Source organism: Herbaspirillum seropedicae (assembly GCF_001040945.1).
Classification (GTDB): Bacteria; Pseudomonadota; Gammaproteobacteria; order Burkholderiales; family Burkholderiaceae_D; genus Herbaspirillum; species Herbaspirillum seropedicae.
In genome coordinates, this window is the sequence record NZ_CP011930.1 from 4,633,960 (window position 1) to 4,649,938 (window position 15,979).

The window sequence follows — 15,979 nt, forward strand, 5'->3', positions numbered from 1 at the left end:
ATGACTTCCCCCCCTTCTCTGCTTGATCCGACTCCTCTTCAGATGCCGGTGACGACAGGTGCTCCGATCAATGCGCGCTCACTACTGGATTTGATTTACGACGGTTTTTACGCACTCTTCATGCTCAAGAACGGCGGTACGCCCGTAGACGACGTTTCCTTCGAGAGCAAGATGCAGAAGTTTCTAGGCGAAGTCGAACGCAATGCCAAGAAGATCAATGCCTCTCCAGATGATATCTATGCTGCGAAATATGCTTTTTGCGCTTCAGTCGATGAGATCATCCTGCGCTCCAAATTTGGAATCCGCCCTGCCTGGGAACGCCGCCCCTTGCAGTTGACCATGTTCGGCGACCAGTTGGCGGGTGAGAATTTCTTCCATAAATTGGAAGAGCTGCGGTTGCACGGGAATGCACACATCCAGGCCCTAGAGGTTTTTCACATGTGCCTGCTGCTAGGATTTCAGGGAAAGTATGCGCTGGAAGGTCCTGAGAAACTGAATTATCTGACAGCCCGACTGGGCGACGAAATCGCCCATCTCAAGGGCAAGAGCGCCGGCTTCGCGCCTCACTGGGAGAGGCCCGACGCTGTCATCAACAAGCTGCGCAATGACGTTCCGCTTTGGGTGGTGATCTCGCTGTTCGCACTGATCACCTTGTTCGCCTATCTGGGAGTGCGCTGGATGCTTATCAGCGACACCGAAAATGGGCTGGCCGGCTATTCAGATATCGTCAAATTGGCACCGCGCACTGCCAATCTGACCATTACTCTACCCTGAGCACGGGCGAAGCGCGCAGCGTCATATCCCGGGTAGCGCGTTAATCCCACATCAGTTCCTTCTGACTATCGATGTAGATGATCCTAGTTCGGAGTCCCATTGCAACACTCCTGATATTCGCATAGCCTTGGCATGTTGCATTCACCGGTTGAAACCTGGAAAGCCCCGTTGAGAAGGCTGCAGGTACACAAACGGCCACACGCGAGCTGTTGCGTGATATGTAATCGCTTGTGGAACCATTTCGTTCCTGGGATCTGTGCGTAAAGTGCATTCATGTTCGACGGGGGGGAATAAAATGGGGCGGTTGCAGAAGTATCTGGCGCTCATCCTGGGCCTCATCATCATGATGGTTCTTAGCATCTGCGGAGCTTCGCTATACGAGGGTTACCGGCAGACCCGCATATCGGCGATCACCGAGGCCAACAATGTCACGCTCATTGTCCAGCGCGCCATTTCCCGGAACATGGAAATCCTCTCATTGGCCATGGACACGCTAGCGTACCGCTATCAGCATCCGCTGGACCTTACACACGCAAGCGACGAGGAGCGTTATAACTACCTTTTCGGCAGCACCGCCGCCGCGCACCATATCACCGCATTGGCCATATTGGACGCCGATGGCTATGTGCGCGTGACCTCGCGTCGCTCCGCTTCACCGAGCGTCGTCGTCAATTACTCTGAACGCACCTACTTCACCGTGCATCGGGACAGCGCCGACGCCGGCCTGTTCATCTCGCGTCCCATCAAGGCCAATCTAGGCAACGAGCTACCGGTAGTTGTCCTGTCCAAGCGCCTGTCCCGCAAGGACGGATCGTTCGATGGCGTCGTACTGATGGCGCTGGACATGAGCTATTTCCGCGACTTGTTCACCGGGCTGACATTGGGCGAGGACGGCATCATGTCTTTGTATTCAGATGACGGCGTGACCTATATGCGGGTGCCCTATCACCCGTCCTCCATTGGTCGTGAAATCACCAACAACCCGAACTTCCAGCGTCTGCGCGCGATGCTCGTCGACAATGACGGCAACTTTTTCGCGCGCGCCCATACCGATGGCGTTGAGCGCCTCTATACGTTCCGGCGTATTCCAGACGCCCCCTTGATTGTCCTTCTCGGGCGTTCTGAGCGCTTCATCTTCAAGACCTGGTACGACACACTCTATTCCGTGCTGTTGTTGCTGATCATCTTCACCGCACTGGCTGGCGTGTTGCTGATGCTGGTGCGCAGGGAGCTACTCAAGCGCGTGGCCGCTGAAAAGCAACTGGAAGACCTGGCGCGTACTGATGGCCTGACGGGCCTACTGAACCGGCGCAGCCTCGACGAAGCGTTGCTCGCTGTCTGGCAGCGTAGCCAGCGCAGTCCCACTGCGGGTTTCTCGACGCTGTTCATCGATGTGGATTACTTCAAGCGCTACAACGATACCTATGGCCATGAAATGGGTGACACCGTCCTGCAAGCAGTGGCTGCGGTTCTACGAGAACATCTTCAGCGTCAGAATGACTTGGCAGGCCGCTATGGCGGCGAGGAATTCGTAGTGCTGCTGGAGCAGACCGATGAACACGGTGCATTGCGAATGGCGCAGCAGCTGTGCGAGGCAATATACAACCGAGGGATCCCTCACTCGGGCAGTCCGCTGGGGGTGATCAGCGTCAGTATCGGCGTTGCCACCATGAACCGCGCGCCACATCAGCGCATGGAGGATGTGCTCAATGCTGCCGATCATGCGCTATACATCGCCAAGAGAGAAGGACGCAACCGCGTCTGCGTCGCGCATCCTGGCCAGAATGATCCGCTGGCCTAACGCGCTGTATGGGCGCGGTCGTTTGAAAATTGTGGAACGGAATTTTCGTTGAACAATACGATTGTTTGCTAAAGTCCCTGATGTCAGCAATCGGCCAGAAGCTGCCATTCAACCGGGCAGATCTTTTGGGTGGAGAGCAAAGAGGAAAAATGATGACGTGGGTGAAAGACTTTGAGGGAATGATTGATTTTCTATCGCAGGTGATCGTTCATGCTCCAGATAATTTCCCTAAAGAGGATTATCTCGACGAGGACGAGCAGCTAACCTTGGAAACTGCGTTTTCTGAACTACGCCAAGGTCTCCAATTGGCTTCAGCAAGACTTGCCGACCGGAGCTTACTTGCCGACTTAAAACTAGGCCTTGAAGATGCTTATTCTTCATATAAGCAAGGTGATGATATTAAAGGCGCACATCAACTACAGAGCCTTGAGCAGGAATTACTGCGGCTAGTTAGCTGAATCACCTGCTTGCTCATGTCTAGCCATCGGTTCTCGGTTGATTTTCGTTTTTCTTTCCATCCAGAGGACTCTTCTATCGGCCAGACGCAGACTTCCTGCACTACGCATCACACAACCGTTAACGGACTATCAATGCTCAAACTGCTAAGTAAACTTTGGGGACGGGACTTGACCTCCCCACGGGGGCCGACCGTGGGGAAGAAGAAATCCTTTCGGACGCACAAATTTTCAAAGAAGATTTTTCTGTATCAAAACAGAATAAACAGGCGCTAGGGCGTTTCGTTAGACTAATAACTGCGCAATTAGGAGTTGAGGAAAGCCAACGCTTAGCCACATCGGTTATGTCGCACCTAGGGCCCGGCGATACGGCGAGCGACGCAATCCAAAACGGCATACTTGATGACGACGGACAGCGGCGGGGCCAGTGGGTCGTACTACAAGTCGATTGGAAAGCAACTGAAGAAGTGGAGTGGCAGGCGAATGAACTGCTGACTGCGGCCGGGATTACCGAAACCTGGAATATGGAAAGCGGAACGAACGCGACCGTTCCGCATGCGCTAGTAGAGTTTTCTTCCTGGGTGAAACCGCGGGGGTTACGCTTGCTCCATCTCGACTTCGGAGACGATGCTTATTACGCATTGCTCGTGCTGGCGGACCAATTGGAAGAGATTATTCAAGCGGCGGAGAATGCTGGCCTGAACATTCAGGGATCAGACGATTTTGAACGTGAGCAATTGCGCGATTGACGCGAGAGAATTTGTTGTGCTGCGAACGAGCCCCCCCCCTGTCTCGCCACTGACTTCGTGACTTGGCTGACGTCTGTAATAGGTCAGTTTCTGCTTTACACAGCGTCAACCGTTTTTTCAGTCGACCAACTTTCCATGCTGGGATGAACAGTTCCTGAGCCAATTGCATTTCCTCTCAAGTACGCGAAATAGAATGCTGCGCCCCACTGGGACCAACCTCAACTGCGTCAGAAGCGACATTGAGAAAATACGATTGATTTCAAGCAACATGCGCTAAGGGCAAAATTGCGAAGCAAAATAAAAAGGCCTACCGAGCGGTAGGCCTTTTAGATACTGGTGCTGGCTGCAGGACTTGAACCCGCCACCCCCTGATTACAAGTCAGGTGCTCTACCAGATGAGCTAAGCCAGCAAAACTTCAGCCGGCGATTATAGCCTACTTGATACGGGTCAGTACAGGACGACCACCTTTTTTCGGTGGTTCAGGATCATCATCGCCCTTTTCCTCGCTGTCGGCGGACTTCTTTTCCGGCTCAGAGACCGGCACCGACGACAGTACCGGTGCGCTGCTCTCCGGTTCCTGCGGCGCGTCCGACTCCTGCACGGCTTCGGCAGTGGCGGGCGCGGGGGCCTCGAAGGCCATGCCCTGGCCGTTTTCGCGGGCGTAGATGGCGATGACGTTTTCCACCGGGATCAGGATGTCCCGCGACACGCCGCCGAAACGGGCGCTGAAGTGGATGTTGTCGTTCTCCATCTTCAGGCCGCTGGTGGCTTCGAAACTGATGTTGAGGACGATCTCGCCATTCTTGACGAACTGCATCGGCACACGTGTGCGGCTGTCGACGACCACGGCGATGTGCGGCGTATAGCCGTTGTCGGTGCACCATTCGTAGATAGCGCGCAGCAGGTAGGGCTTGGTGGAGACTTCTTGCATGACTGTGTCGTGTGCGATGCGCGGCATGCCCGCATCTGCCGGCTGGGCCGGGGTGGAACTGCAAATCGGACTGCTGGCGGAACAGGCCTGCTCAGGCTCGGGGCCCGATGCGCGGCCTGCTCCGGATGACGCTTAACGGCGCATCACCTTCTCGGACGGGGTCAGCGCCTCGATGTAGGCCGGACGCGAGAAGATGCGCTCGGCATACTTCATCAGCGGAGCGGCGGTCTTGGACAGCTCGATGCCGTAGTGGTCCAGGCGCCACAGCAACGGCGCCAGCGCCACGTCCAGCATGGAGAACTCGTCGCCCAGCATGTACTTGTTCTTCAGGAACAGGGGCGCCAGCTGGGTCAGGCGGTCGCGAATCTCGTTGCGGGCCTTCTCCTGGCTCTTCTCGGCAGCCTTGGACTTTTCGTTTTCCAGCGTATGGACGTGAACGAACAGTTCCTTCTCGAAGTTGAACAGCATCAGGCGCGCGCGGGCGCGCATGAGCGGGTCGGCCGGCATCAGTTGCGGGTGCGGGAAACGCTCATCGATGTATTCATTGATGATGTTCGATTCGTACAGCACCAGGTCGCGCTCGACCAGGATCGGCACCTGGCCGTAGGGGTTCATGACCGAAATGTCTTCCGGCTTGTTGAACAGGTCCACGTCGCGGATCTCGAAATCCATGCCCTTTTCGAACAGGACGAGGCGGCAACGTTGCGAAAATGGGCAGGTCGTGCCCGAGTAGAGAACCATCATTTTTTCAGAGCCCTAAAAACAAAAGGGGGGCGAGACGCATAACGCTCACCCCGATACGCAATTCCGCAAAAACTGCGCGGATACGTGATTGTACGTTTTTACTTGATGTTCTTCCAATAGGACGCGTTCAAACGCCACGCCAATACTGCGAAGATGCCAAGGAAAAGCAGCACCCAGACGCCCAGACGCTTGCGCGTGTTCTGCGCCGGCTCGGCCATCCATTGCAAATAAGCAACAAGGTCGGCGACATTGTTGTCATATTCCGCTGTCGTCATCTTGCCGGGCTTGACCTGCTCGAAGCCGGCAAACTTGTGGATGGTCTTGCTGGCATCATGAGGATCCTTCTCCTCGACGAACTTGGCCTTGCGGATGCCTTGCAATTCCCACAACACATGCGGCATGCCGACGTTGGGGAAGAGCATGTTGTTCCAGCCGGTGGGGCGGCTGTCGTCCGTATAATAACTGCGCAGGTAGGTATAAATCCAGTCCGGACCGCTACCCGCCTCCGATGCCTTGGCGCGGGCGATCACCGACAGGTCCGGCGGCGCGGCGCCAAACCAGGCCTTGGCGTCTTGCGGCGACAAGGAAATCTTCATCAGGTCGCCGACCTTTTCCCCACTGAACATGAGGTTGTTCTTGATCTGGTCTTCGGTCAGGCCGATGTCGCGCAGGCGGTTGTAGCGCATCGACGAGGCCGAGTGGCAGTTCAGGCAATAGTTGACGAACAGCTTGGCGCCGTTTTGCAGCGAGGAAACATCCTTGGTGCGGTCAGGTGCATGGTCCAGCGGGAAGGTCCCCTCGCTGGCGCAGGCCAGCGCCGGCAGCAACGCCAGCGCGGCAATCACTTTCTTCAGCAATGTCATGTTCTTGTCCTTTGGCGGCTGGCTTAGTGCGGATGGTAGACGACGCGATCAGGCACCGGCTTGAAGGTGCCGGCTGCGCTCCACCAGGGCATCAACAGGAAGAAGCCCAGGTAGATGAAGCTGCACACCTGTGAAACGGTGGTGCCGATGGCCGTCGGCGGTTGCACGCCGAGGTAGCCAAGGATGACGAAGGCGATGCCAAAGACCAGGTAGACGTACTTGTGCCAGCTCGGACGGTAGCGGATCGACTTGACCTGCGACTTGTCCAGCCACGGCAGCCCGCCCAGGATCACCACCGACAGGCCCATCAGCACAACGCCCCAGAACTTGGCGTCGAAGATGAGCATGCCGCCGATGATCGCCAGGCCGATGACGATGGCGGCGATCTTGAGCTTGCTCGACAGGCGCGACTTGAACACCAGCAGGGCGACATAGGCCGCCACACCGGCGATGAGCCAGCCCATGAAGTCAGCCGTGGTCGCACGCAGGATGGAGTAGAACGGCGTGAAGTACCAGACCGGGGCGATGTGCGGCGGGGTCTTGAGCGAGTCGGCGGGAATGAAGTTGTTGTACTCCAGGAAGTAGCCGCCCATTTCCGGGGCGAAGAACACCACCGCCGAGAACACCATCAGGAAGATCGACACGCCGAAGATGTCGTGCACCGTGTAATACGGATGGAACGGCACGCCGTCCAGCGGCACGCCCTTCTCGTCGGTCTTTTCCTTGATCTCCACACCGTCGGGGTTGTTGGAGCCCACTTCATGCAGCGCGATGATGTGCGCCACCACCAGGCCGATGAGCACCAGGGGAATGGCGATCACGTGGAAGGAGAAGAAGCGGTTCAGGGTGGCGTCGGAAACGACGTAGTCGCCGCGAATCCACAGCGACAGGTCCGGGCCGATGAAGGGGATGGCGCCGAAGAGGTTCACGATCACCTGCGCACCCCAGTAGGACATCTGGCCCCAGGGCAGCAGGTAGCCGAAGAAGGCTTCACCCATCAGGCACAGGAAGATACCTACGCCGAACAGCCACACCAGTTCGCGCGGCTTGCGGTAGGAGCCGTAGAGCAGGCCGCGCACCATGTGCAGGTAGACCACGATGAAGAACGCCGAGGCGCCGGTGGAGTGCATGTAGCGCACCAGCCAGCCCCAGGGGACGTCACGCATGATGTACTCGACCGAGGCAAAGGCCAGGGTGGCGTCGGGCTTGTAGTGCATCACCAGGAAGATGCCGGTGACGATCTGGATCACCAGCACCAGCAGCGCCAGCGAGCCGAAGATGTACCAGAAGTTGAAGTTCTTGGGAGCGTAGTACTCGGAAAGATGGGCTTTCCAGGTGGCCGTCAGCGGAAAACGCGAATCCACCCAGTTCAGCGCCTTGGCCGAGACGGGTGCATCGTCAGGCAACTTCTTTTCGTGGAATGCTCCCATGATCAGGCCTCCCCTTTCTCGTCCTTGCCGATGACGAGCTTGTTGTCGCCTTCAAACATGTAGCGCGGGACTTGCAGGTTGTCCGGCGCCGGCTTGTTCTTGTAGACCCGGCCAGCCAGGTCGAAGGTGGAGCCGTGGCAGGGGCACAGGAAGCCGCCTTGCCAGTTGTCCGGCAGCGAGGGCTGGGCGCCGGTCTGGAAGCGCGAGCTCGGCGAGCAGCCCAGGTGCGGGCAGATGCCCACCACCACCAGGATGTCCTTGCGGATGGAGCGCCATTCGTTCAGGGCGTAGTCGGGCGTCTCGGAGAAATCGGTGCGCTTGGAGTTGGGATCGGCCACCTCGCCGTCGGTCTTCTTGAGGGAATCGACCATCTCGGGCGTACGCTTGAGAATCCAGACCGGCTTGCCGCGCCATTCGACGGTGCGCATTTCACCGGGAGCAAGTGAAGAAATATCCACCTCAACCGGTGCGCCTGCCGCCTTGGCGCGTTCAGAAGGTTGCAGGGTGGAGACAAATGCTCCAGCGGTGGCCAACCCCGCTACACCTCCGGCCGCACAAGTCGCAACAAGCAAACCTCGTCGACTCGCGTCGACCTGATTCTCGTCAGTCATAAAGACCCCAATCTCCAAATGTAAGTTAGCGTGGACCTTCTAAGTGACCCTCATGCAACTTTTTGATTATATATAAGCTGAATAGGGTTTTGTAGCTAACGGCGGGTATGGTACAGACTTGTGAAAATGAACATTTGACGCAGCGCAACCCATTGTCAATCTGCTCTTTTTGTCGGTTATCTTGCGCTGCGGCGTCAGCGCCTGTCCGATTTACTTTTCAAGGCGGGCAGGATATAACCCGTTGTAAGTCAGCCTCATATGTAAACTGCAATTGTCAAAGGAGAAACCAGGGATGAGCATGCTCAAGGACTTTCGCGCTTTCGCGATCAAGGGAAACGTGGTCGACCTGGCCGTCGGCGTGATCATCGGTGGTGCGTTCGGCAAGATCGTCAGCTCGCTGGTGGAAGACATTATCATGCCTATCGTCGGCAAGATCTTCGGCGGCCTGGATTTCGCCAATTACTACCTGCCGCTCAACGGCCAGGCCTACGGGCTGCCGCTGGCCGAGGCCCGGAAGGCGGGCGCGGTGTTTGCCTACGGCAACTTCCTGACCATCCTGATCAACTTCCTGATCCTGGCCTTCATCATCTTCCAGATGGTGCGCGCCATCAACAAAGCGCGCGACCTGGCCAGCAAGCACGAAGAAGCTGCACCGGCCGCACCGGCGCCGACCCCGGAAGATGTGCTGCTGCTGCGCGAAATCCGCGATTCGCTCAAGAAGCAGGGCTGAGCCCTGCCCTGCATCACACCGGGTTGTCGATATCGATGAAGCGGTGTTCGATGCCGAAGTGGGCCGCCACATGCTCGCCCAGCGCCTGGATGCCGTAGCGCTCGGTGGCATGGTGGCCGGCGGCAAGATAGACGGTACCGGTCTCGCGCGCCAGATGGACGGTGGGCTCGGAGATTTCGCCGCTGATGTAGACCGATGCGCCCGCTTCGATGGCCTCGCCCAGCATGCCCTGCGCTGCGCCGGTACACCAGGCGACCTGGCCGACGGCTTGCTGGGGATCGCCGATCAGCAAGGGCATGCGGCCCAGGCGCTTTTCGATCAGCATCGCCAGGTCAGCTGCGGTCTTGACCGAGGGTGCGTGGCAGCGCCCTAGCCAGCCGATGTCGTTGTCACCGAAGCGACCGGTGGCGTCAAAGTCGAGTCGCCGCGCCAGTTGTGCGTTATTGCCCAGTTCAGGATGTGAATCCAGCGGCAGGTGATAGCCGAACAGGTTGATGTCGTTGGACAGCAGCAGCTTCAGGCGCCGCTGTTTCTGCCCGATCACGCGCATGTCCTCGCCGCGCCAGAAGTAACCGTGATGGACCAGGATGGCGTCCGCCTGCCATTGCAGCGCGGCTTCGATCAGCGCCAGGCTGGCGGTAACGCCAGTGACCACGCGCCCTACCGTGGCGCGCCCTTCCACCTGCAAGCCGTTTGGGCAATAATCGCGATATTGCGCGGCGTTAAGCGTCTGTCCCAGATATGCTGAGAACTCGTCCCTGTTGATGTGGCGGGTCATTTCTTCCTCTATCCGATTTCAAATCAAAACCAAGAATTCTTTTATGCGACGTTTATGGCTGTTGTTTGCCCAGACCGTGACGGTCGGTCTGGCCTTGTGGTTCATTGTAGCGACCTTGAAGCCGGACTGGCTGTCCGGTTCCTCCAGTTCGCGCGCAAGGCCGGCCCAGTCCACGGTACAGATGCAGGAAGCGACGCCCAACGCGCCCGCCCTCGACTCCTACCGCCATGCTGCACGCCAGGCCATGCCCTCGGTGGTGAACATCTTCACCACTACCGAAGCGCGGCCGCAGAAGAGCCCGTTCCAGAACGATCCCTTCTTCCGCAAGTTCTTCGGCGACCAGTTCGACGAGCAGCAGCAGGATGACAAGCAGTCCAGCCTGGGTTCGGGCGTGATCGTCAGCCCGCAAGGCTACATCCTCACCAACAACCACGTCGTGGAAGCGGCCGACAAGATCGAAGTGGCCCTGGCCGATGGCCGCAAGGCCAGCGCCAAGGTGGTCGGCATCGATCCCGAGACGGATCTGGCGGTCATCAAGATCGACCTGCCCAACCTGCCCGCCATCACCCTGGGCCATCCGGAGAACAGCTCGGTGGGCGACGTCGTGCTGGCCATCGGCAACCCCTTCGGCGTGGGCCAGACGGTGACCATGGGGATCGTCTCGGCACTGGGCCGCAATCACCTGGGCATCAATACCTTCGAGAACTTCATCCAGACCGATGCCGCCATCAACCCCGGCAACTCCGGTGGCGCGCTGGTCGATACCAACGGCAACCTGCTGGGCATCAACACGGCGATCTATTCACGTACCGGCGGCAACCTGGGCATCGGCTTTGCCATTCCCATGTCCACGGCCAAGACGGTGATGGAAGCCATCATCAGCCACGGCCAGGTGGTGCGCGGCTGGATCGGCGTGGAACCGCAGGACATCACGCCGGAACTGGCCGAGAGCTTCGGCCTGGGCAAGAAGACCGGCGCCATCATCGCCGGCGTGCTCAAGGGCGGACCGGCTGATCGCGCCGGGATGCGTCCGGGCGACATCCTGGTGAGCATCGACGACAAGCCGGTGGCCGACACCACCGAGATGCTCAATGTCATCGCCCAGCTCACGCCAGGCCAGCAGATCGCCATGACGGTGCTGCGCAAGTCGCAGGAAACCAAGCTGAACATCACCGTGGGCAAGCGTCCGCCGCCGCCCAAGAACGAGGATGCCGACGAAGAATGAGCCAGGAGAGCCAAGCCCATGCACGTGCGTGACCTGATCCAGTTCCTGGGGGAACTGTCCGAGAGCAACAACCGCGCCTGGTTCGTCATGAACAAGCCGCGCTATGACATCCTGCGCGAGGAATTCCTGGCGCTGACCATCAAGCTCATCGCCGAGATCAGCAAGTTCGACCCGGCCATCGCGGGCTGCAACCCGAAGAAGGCGCTGTTTCGCATCAACCGCGACATGCGCTTCTCGCATGACAAGCGCCCCTACAAGACGCACTTCTCCGCCGCCATCACGGCCAGCGGACTGAAGAAGCCCAGCCAGGGCGGTGGTCCGGCCTACTACTTCCATATCAATGAAGCGGGCCAGTTGCTCATCGCCGGCGGCGAATACATGCCGCCCACGCCGCGCCTGCGGGCCATCCGCAATCGGGTGGTGGAAGATGCTGCGGGTTTCACCAAGATGCGCAAGAACAAGAAGCTGGTGGCGACCTATGGCGACCTGCAGGACGAGGGCAAGCTGCAGCGCCCGCCCAAGGGATTTGATCCGGACACGCCCAATATCGAGTACGTGAAACTCAAGAGCTTCATCGTCTGGAGCGAAGAGGATATCCGCAAGAAGATTCCGGCCGACCTCGGCAAGCGCGTGCTGGAAGGATTCAAGGACGCCTATCCGCTGGTGCAGTGGCTGCGGGATATTCCGCTGGTCCAGGACGAGGCGGAGCAATGAGCGCCGCGCTGATCCGTGCGGGCAACTGAGCCCATGACGAGCAAGAAGACGCCGCCCAACCTGCAATTGCAGCAGGTGCGCATTTCGGACCAGATCGCCGACCACATCGTGCGCTACATCGCTGAGCACAAGCTGGAGCCGGGCCAAAGCCTGCCCAGCGAGGGGGAGCTGACCCGGCTCTTCGGCGTGAGCCGCCCCACCGTGCGCGAAGCCACCAATGCGCTGGCCGGACGGGGACTGATCGCGGTCTCCAGCGGCAAGTCGCCCACCGTGCTGCCCTTGTCCAAGGTGCCCTTTTCCAACCTGGCGCAGCATGGGCTGGCCACCCAGCAGATCACCCCGATCCAGATCCTGGAAGTGCGCCATAGCCTGGATCTCCAGGCCGCCGTGCTGGCGGCGGAACACCGCACGCCTGCCGACATCGACCGGCTCAACGCCATCGTGGCGCAGATGCCGGCGGCGCTGGGCAATGTCGAAGCCTTTTCACCACTGGACGCGGCCTTCCACGAAGCCGTCGGGCAGGCCACCCAGAATCCCCTGCTGTCGGCCATCATCAGCGGCATCAGCCCCATCCTGTTCGACTCCACGCGCTCGGTCCATTCCCATACCCGCAACCAGCAGGAATGGGATTCGGTGCTGCTGAACCATCAGAACATCGCCGCAGCCATCATCAACGGCAATGCCTCAGCGGCGCGCAGGCTGGTCGATATCCACTACGTGGATGCCTACAAGCGCTACGACTGAGCGCTGCGCCCATACCCCCTCAGCAGGCCGTCCTGCTGTGTTCTGAAGCCGCGTGCGCCGGGCAGCACGACTGGCCCCAGTGCTGCCGCGTGCTGGTCAGACCGATGCCGGGATTGAAGGAATTGGTCGGGTCCAGGCGGCGATAGAATTGCTCGACCTCAGGTCCGGCATGATAGAGATGGCCGAAGTTGTGCTCAGCCGGATAACGCGCCCCACGCGCTTCCAGCATGGCCAGCAGGCGCTGCTTGACGGCGTCGCAGTCACGGCCCTTCTTGACCAGGTATTCCTGGTGCATCACATGGCAGAAGAAGTGCCCGCAATACATCGTGAACTCGATCTGCTCGGCCAGCTCCTTGGGCAACACTTCGAACCAGTCATAGGTATTGCGCGGCAGGGCGACGTCGAGGGCGACGATGTCTTCGACCGTGTCCTGATGCACGGCCCGGTAGCGATTGGCTGCATTGCCGATGGCGAAACGGTTCAGGAAGGCCGCGCCGGCCTCCTCGGCATCGCATTCGATGAAGCCGGCCTGCGCCGTCGGCAATATCGCATGAAGATAGGCGCGCGCCTCCTCGATGCCCTCATCGCCCATCTTGAGCAGTAGATGATGGGCGTATCGGTCCCGCATATCCTCCAGGCGCGGCGGCAGATGCGCGGGCAAGCGGTCCGCCAGGGCCTGCAGCAGGCGATCACTGAGGCTGCGTCCCAGCCCGAGCTTTTCGGTGAGGGCGTCGAAGCGGCTCTTGAGCGCAAAGGCCAGCGGCACCTTGTCGGTACCAGCCTTGCGGATATAGAGGAAGAGGTCCTTTCCGTACTTCCTGGCCAGGTCGTAGCCGGAACGATGCATGTATTCGCCGGCAATGGGGAGCGCGCGGAAATTGGAGAGGATATGGCGGCGCAGGTCTTCCAGCACCGCAGGATCGTTGGCGCCGATGTAGAACACCTGGGTGACCTGGTCCGCCGCAAAGGTGTCCAGCCGCAATGCGAACACGGCAATCTTGCCGGCCGAGCCCGAGGCTTCGTAGAGCCGACGCGGGTCGGCGTTGAAGCGCGCCGGGACGGGCGAACTGATATCGCGCACATGGTCGGCATATTCACGGTCCGAGGCCATCTGGCCGGGAACGTGATGCACCAGCGCCGGATCGATGTGACCGGCGTCGAGCTGTTGCAGGATGCGCTCAGGATCCTCGCCCAGGTCGATCCCCAGGTGATTGACCAGTTCCAGCCGGCCTTGCTCATCGATGCGGGCAAACAGCGCGTACTGCGTATAGGCGGGACCGCGCTGTATCAGCGAGCCGCCCGAGTTGTTGCAGATGCCGCCAGTGATGGAAGCACCAATGCAGCTCGATCCGATCACCGAGTGCGGCTCGCGGCCTAGGGGCTTGAGACGGCGTTCCAGCTGGTCCAGCGTCACGCCGGGCTGGGAGAGTACCTGCTGCCCCTGGTCGAGCAGTTCCAGGCGCGTCAGGCGCATGGTATTGATCAACACCACCGGGCGATCATAGCCCTCGGCAATCGGCGTGGAGCCGCCTGTCAGGCCGGTATTGGCGGCCTGGCAGATGATGACCATGTTGGCCGCATGGCAGACCTGCAAGACGCGCCACATCTCCAGCAACCGTCCCGGACGCACTACGGCCAGGACTTCCCCACCGCCATAGCGCAATCCCTGGCGGAAACGCCGGGTCTGCGCATCGCCGGTCAGCACATGCTTGCTGCCGACGATGGCTTCCAACTTGCTGATCACATCCATCGTTCTTCTTTCCATCGTCATCGTGATCGCCATCCCGCCCGGCCCGACCCGGGCCGGTCACAGCATGGCTGCCGCCGTTCAGGCGCTGGCCGTCACCGCAGCGGGACCACGCTTGCGGCCGCCCAGCGCGATGAGCACACCGGCCAGGAACAAGGCGCCTCCCAGCATCATCAGGCCGTAACGGGGCGAGCCGAAGGCAGTGGTCAATGCCCCAAGCAGGTAAGGCCCGACGAAGCCGCCGAGATTGCCCACGGAATTGATGATCGCGATCCCTGCGGCAGCCGTGGCGCCGGTGAAGTAGGCGCCCGGGAAGCCCCAGAACAAGGCAATCGAGGTCAGGCTGCCGCCCACCGCGATGGCGATGCCCGCCAGGGTGATGTAGATGTTGTGCGGGAACAGCGTGCACAGCACCAGGGCCAGGCCGGCGACCATGGAGACCGCCACCGAATAGCTGCGATGCTTGCCCGCCTTCTCGGCATGACGGGTGATGAACACCATGGCGGTCGCGCCGAGAATGTAGGGAATGGCCGAGATCATGCCGATGTCGAGCACCGATTTCACGCCCGCGTCGCGGATGATGGTGGGCGCCCAGAAATTGATGCCGTAGCTGCCGATCATCATCAGCAGATACACCAGCGCCAGGAACCACAGGATGGGCAAGGCGTACAGGCTCTTGAGCGGGACGTTGACCTTTTCCTTGTTCTCGGCGGCCAGGCGACGGGCCAGCTCGGCCTTTTCCTCCGGCGCCAGCCACTTGGCGCTGGCGATGTCATTGGAGAGCACGAACAGGATGACGATACCCAGCAAACAAGCCGGCAGCGCTTCGATGACGAACATCCATTGCCAGCCGGCCAGCGAGTCGCCGCTGCCCATGAACTGCATCAGCGCCCCGCTGATGGGACCGCCGAGGATGTAGGAAAAGGGATTGCCCAGCAATACCACCGCCATCACGCGGCTGTGCATGGCCGCGGGATACCAGTAGGTCATGTAGAGGATCACGCCAGGGAAGAAGCCCGCCTCCGAGGCCCCCAGCAGGAAGCGCAAGGTGTAGAAGACCGTTTCATTGCTCACGCCCAACCACTGGGCGATGGGGGCTGTAAAGGCCATCAGCGAGGAAATCATGCCCCAGGTGATCATGATGCGCGCGATCCAGATCTTGGCGCCCACGCGATGCAGGATCAGGTTGCTGGGCACTTCGAAGATGAAATAACCCAGGAAGAAGATACCCGCCCCCAGCCCATAGGCCGCCTCCGACATGCCCAGGTCGCTCAGCATGGAGAGCTTGGCGAAGCCCACGTTGACCCGGTCGAGGTAGGCAATCACATAGCCCAGCAGCAGCCAGGGCAGGATTTTCCACGTCACTTTCTTGTACAGCCCGTCAAACTGCACAGCACTGCCCTGGCTTGCATTTGCCATCTGTTGTCTCCAGTCAATTTCTTATTGTCGATACCCAGCGCCCGGATCGCCCTGACGGGCAATCGGACAAAAAAGGCAGGCAGACATACTTATCTACCTGTCAGACAGGTTAGCGGATTTGCGGCAATTCTGCAACCGTCAGCGACAGTCAGGCCAGCAAGGGGCGATGGAATGGCTCGGTAGAAGTGATGCGCGAAGGGACGACAGGCGCGGGTGGGAAGGTAGACAGGCAGGCCGGTTCCGGCCTGCCCTGCTGCATCGGC

General features: G+C 59.7%; 16 protein-coding genes and 1 tRNA gene. 8 read left to right on the forward strand and 9 right to left on the reverse strand.

Features of this window, described 5'->3' with window-relative positions; all coding sequences use genetic code 11:
• The 4 genes from icmH to ACP92_RS20165 all read left to right on the forward strand — a co-directional run bounded on the left by icmH (nucleotide 1) and on the right by ACP92_RS20165 (nucleotide 3,779).
• Nucleotides 1–774 carry a type IVB secretion system protein IcmH/DotU gene (icmH, locus tag ACP92_RS20150; RefSeq protein ID WP_013235972.1) on the forward strand — a complete coding sequence of 258 codons (774 nt, stop codon included), beginning with the start codon at nucleotides 1–3 and terminating at the stop codon, nucleotides 772–774.
• 295 nt (nucleotides 775–1,069) lie between these two features.
• On the forward strand, nucleotides 1,070–2,575 hold the full coding sequence (locus ACP92_RS20155; RefSeq protein ID WP_013235973.1) for a sensor domain-containing diguanylate cyclase: 1,506 nt from the start codon (nucleotides 1,070–1,072) through the stop codon (nucleotides 2,573–2,575).
• A gap of 80 nt (nucleotides 2,576–2,655) precedes the next feature.
• On the forward strand, nucleotides 2,656–3,033 hold the full coding sequence (locus tag ACP92_RS20160; RefSeq protein ID WP_156181814.1) for a hypothetical protein: 378 nt from the start codon (nucleotides 2,656–2,658) through the stop codon (nucleotides 3,031–3,033).
• Between the two features lie 155 nt (nucleotides 3,034–3,188).
• Nucleotides 3,189–3,779 carry a DUF6630 family protein gene (locus tag ACP92_RS20165; RefSeq protein WP_013235974.1) on the forward strand — a complete coding sequence of 197 codons (591 nt, stop codon included), beginning with the start codon at nucleotides 3,189–3,191 and terminating at the stop codon, nucleotides 3,777–3,779.
• Nucleotides 3,780–4,113: 334 nt separating this feature from the next.
• On the opposite strand, the gene ACP92_RS20170 is transcribed toward ACP92_RS20165, so the two are convergent.
• The 6 genes from ACP92_RS20170 to petA form a co-directional block, all read right to left on the reverse strand.
• Nucleotides 4,114–4,189 (reverse strand) — tRNA-Thr (locus ACP92_RS20170).
• 24 nt (nucleotides 4,190–4,213) lie between these two features.
• Entirely contained in the window at nucleotides 4,214–4,711 is a 498-nt protein-coding gene (locus ACP92_RS20175) for a ClpXP protease specificity-enhancing factor (protein WP_013235975.1), read from the reverse strand.
• A gap of 132 nt (nucleotides 4,712–4,843) precedes the next feature.
• A complete protein-coding gene (locus ACP92_RS20180; protein ID WP_008115639.1) occupies nucleotides 4,844–5,455 on the reverse strand; it encodes a glutathione S-transferase N-terminal domain-containing protein in 612 nt (203 codons plus the stop codon).
• Nucleotides 5,456–5,553: 98 nt separating this feature from the next.
• The gene (locus ACP92_RS20185) at nucleotides 5,554–6,318 is read right to left on the reverse strand and encodes a cytochrome c1 (protein ID WP_013235976.1); all 765 of its coding nucleotides are present in this window, start codon (nucleotides 6,316–6,318) and stop codon (nucleotides 5,554–5,556) included.
• Nucleotides 6,319–6,341: 23 nt separating this feature from the next.
• Complete coding sequence (locus ACP92_RS20190) at nucleotides 6,342–7,748, reverse strand: cytochrome b (protein ID WP_013235977.1); 1,407 nt, start codon at nucleotides 7,746–7,748, stop codon at nucleotides 6,342–6,344.
• A 2-nt stretch (nucleotides 7,749–7,750) separates the two neighbouring features.
• A complete protein-coding gene (petA, locus tag ACP92_RS20195; protein WP_013235978.1) occupies nucleotides 7,751–8,359 on the reverse strand; it encodes a ubiquinol-cytochrome c reductase iron-sulfur subunit in 609 nt (202 codons plus the stop codon).
• A 292-nt stretch (nucleotides 8,360–8,651) separates the two neighbouring features.
• On the opposite strand from petA, the gene mscL reads away from it, so the two are divergent.
• Nucleotides 8,652–9,089 (forward strand): large conductance mechanosensitive channel protein MscL, encoded by a 438-nt coding sequence (gene mscL, locus ACP92_RS20200; RefSeq protein ID WP_013235979.1) that lies wholly within the window; start codon nucleotides 8,652–8,654, stop codon nucleotides 9,087–9,089.
• A 13-nt stretch (nucleotides 9,090–9,102) separates the two neighbouring features.
• Here the strand turns inward: mscL and ACP92_RS20205 are convergent, their stop codons facing one another.
• On the reverse strand, nucleotides 9,103–9,867 hold the full coding sequence (locus ACP92_RS20205) for a Nif3-like dinuclear metal center hexameric protein (RefSeq protein ID WP_013235980.1): 765 nt from the start codon (nucleotides 9,865–9,867) through the stop codon (nucleotides 9,103–9,105).
• 43 nt (nucleotides 9,868–9,910) lie between these two features.
• Here ACP92_RS20205 and ACP92_RS20210 point away from each other — a divergent pair, with 43 nt between their 5' ends.
• The 3 genes from ACP92_RS20210 to ACP92_RS20220 are packed head-to-tail and all read left to right on the forward strand — an operon-like array spanning nucleotide 9,911 to nucleotide 12,550.
• Nucleotides 9,911–11,092 carry a Do family serine endopeptidase gene (locus ACP92_RS20210; protein WP_013235981.1) on the forward strand — a complete coding sequence of 394 codons (1,182 nt, stop codon included), beginning with the start codon at nucleotides 9,911–9,913 and terminating at the stop codon, nucleotides 11,090–11,092.
• A gap of 18 nt (nucleotides 11,093–11,110) precedes the next feature.
• Nucleotides 11,111–11,806 carry a DUF2461 domain-containing protein gene (locus ACP92_RS20215; protein WP_013235982.1) on the forward strand — a complete coding sequence of 232 codons (696 nt, stop codon included), beginning with the start codon at nucleotides 11,111–11,113 and terminating at the stop codon, nucleotides 11,804–11,806.
• A 33-nt stretch (nucleotides 11,807–11,839) separates the two neighbouring features.
• Entirely contained in the window at nucleotides 11,840–12,550 is a 711-nt protein-coding gene (locus tag ACP92_RS20220; protein WP_013235983.1) for a FadR/GntR family transcriptional regulator, read from the forward strand.
• A gap of 19 nt (nucleotides 12,551–12,569) precedes the next feature.
• Here the strand turns inward: ACP92_RS20220 and dld are convergent, their stop codons facing one another.
• The gene (gene dld / locus ACP92_RS20225; RefSeq protein ID WP_013235984.1) at nucleotides 12,570–14,333 is read right to left on the reverse strand and encodes a D-lactate dehydrogenase; all 1,764 of its coding nucleotides are present in this window, start codon (nucleotides 14,331–14,333) and stop codon (nucleotides 12,570–12,572) included.
• Nucleotides 14,334–14,378: 45 nt separating this feature from the next.
• Entirely contained in the window at nucleotides 14,379–15,716 is a 1,338-nt protein-coding gene (locus ACP92_RS20230; protein WP_013235985.1) for an MFS transporter, read from the reverse strand.
• Nucleotides 15,717–15,979 lie beyond the last annotated feature (263 nt).

Coding starts and splice junctions, on each gene's coding strand:
- ACP92_RS20155 (WP_013235973.1), top strand. CDS start 1,070: ATGGGGCGGTTGCAGAAGTATCTGGCGCTCATCCTGGGCCTCATCATC.
- ACP92_RS20190 (WP_013235977.1), bottom strand. CDS start 7,748: ATGGGAGCATTCCACGAAAAGAAGTTGCCTGACGATGCACCCGTCTCG.
- ACP92_RS20175 (WP_013235975.1), bottom strand. CDS start 4,711: ATGCAAGAAGTCTCCACCAAGCCCTACCTGCTGCGCGCTATCTACGAA.
- icmH (WP_013235972.1), top strand. CDS start 1: ATGACTTCCCCCCCTTCTCTGCTTGATCCGACTCCTCTTCAGATGCCG.
- ACP92_RS20180 (WP_008115639.1), bottom strand. CDS start 5,455: ATGATGGTTCTCTACTCGGGCACGACCTGCCCATTTTCGCAACGTTGC.
- ACP92_RS20205 (WP_013235980.1), bottom strand. CDS start 9,867: ATGACCCGCCACATCAACAGGGACGAGTTCTCAGCATATCTGGGACAG.
- ACP92_RS20215 (WP_013235982.1), top strand. CDS start 11,111: ATGCACGTGCGTGACCTGATCCAGTTCCTGGGGGAACTGTCCGAGAGC.
- petA (WP_013235978.1), bottom strand. CDS start 8,359: ATGACTGACGAGAATCAGGTCGACGCGAGTCGACGAGGTTTGCTTGTT.
- dld (WP_013235984.1), bottom strand. CDS start 14,333: ATGGCGATCACGATGACGATGGAAAGAAGAACGATGGATGTGATCAGC.
- ACP92_RS20160 (WP_156181814.1), top strand. CDS start 2,656: ATGTCAGCAATCGGCCAGAAGCTGCCATTCAACCGGGCAGATCTTTTG.
- ACP92_RS20220 (WP_013235983.1), top strand. CDS start 11,840: ATGACGAGCAAGAAGACGCCGCCCAACCTGCAATTGCAGCAGGTGCGC.
- ACP92_RS20210 (WP_013235981.1), top strand. CDS start 9,911: ATGCGACGTTTATGGCTGTTGTTTGCCCAGACCGTGACGGTCGGTCTG.
- mscL (WP_013235979.1), top strand. CDS start 8,652: ATGAGCATGCTCAAGGACTTTCGCGCTTTCGCGATCAAGGGAAACGTG.
- ACP92_RS20230 (WP_013235985.1), bottom strand. CDS start 15,716: ATGGCAAATGCAAGCCAGGGCAGTGCTGTGCAGTTTGACGGGCTGTAC.
- ACP92_RS20185 (WP_013235976.1), bottom strand. CDS start 6,318: ATGACATTGCTGAAGAAAGTGATTGCCGCGCTGGCGTTGCTGCCGGCG.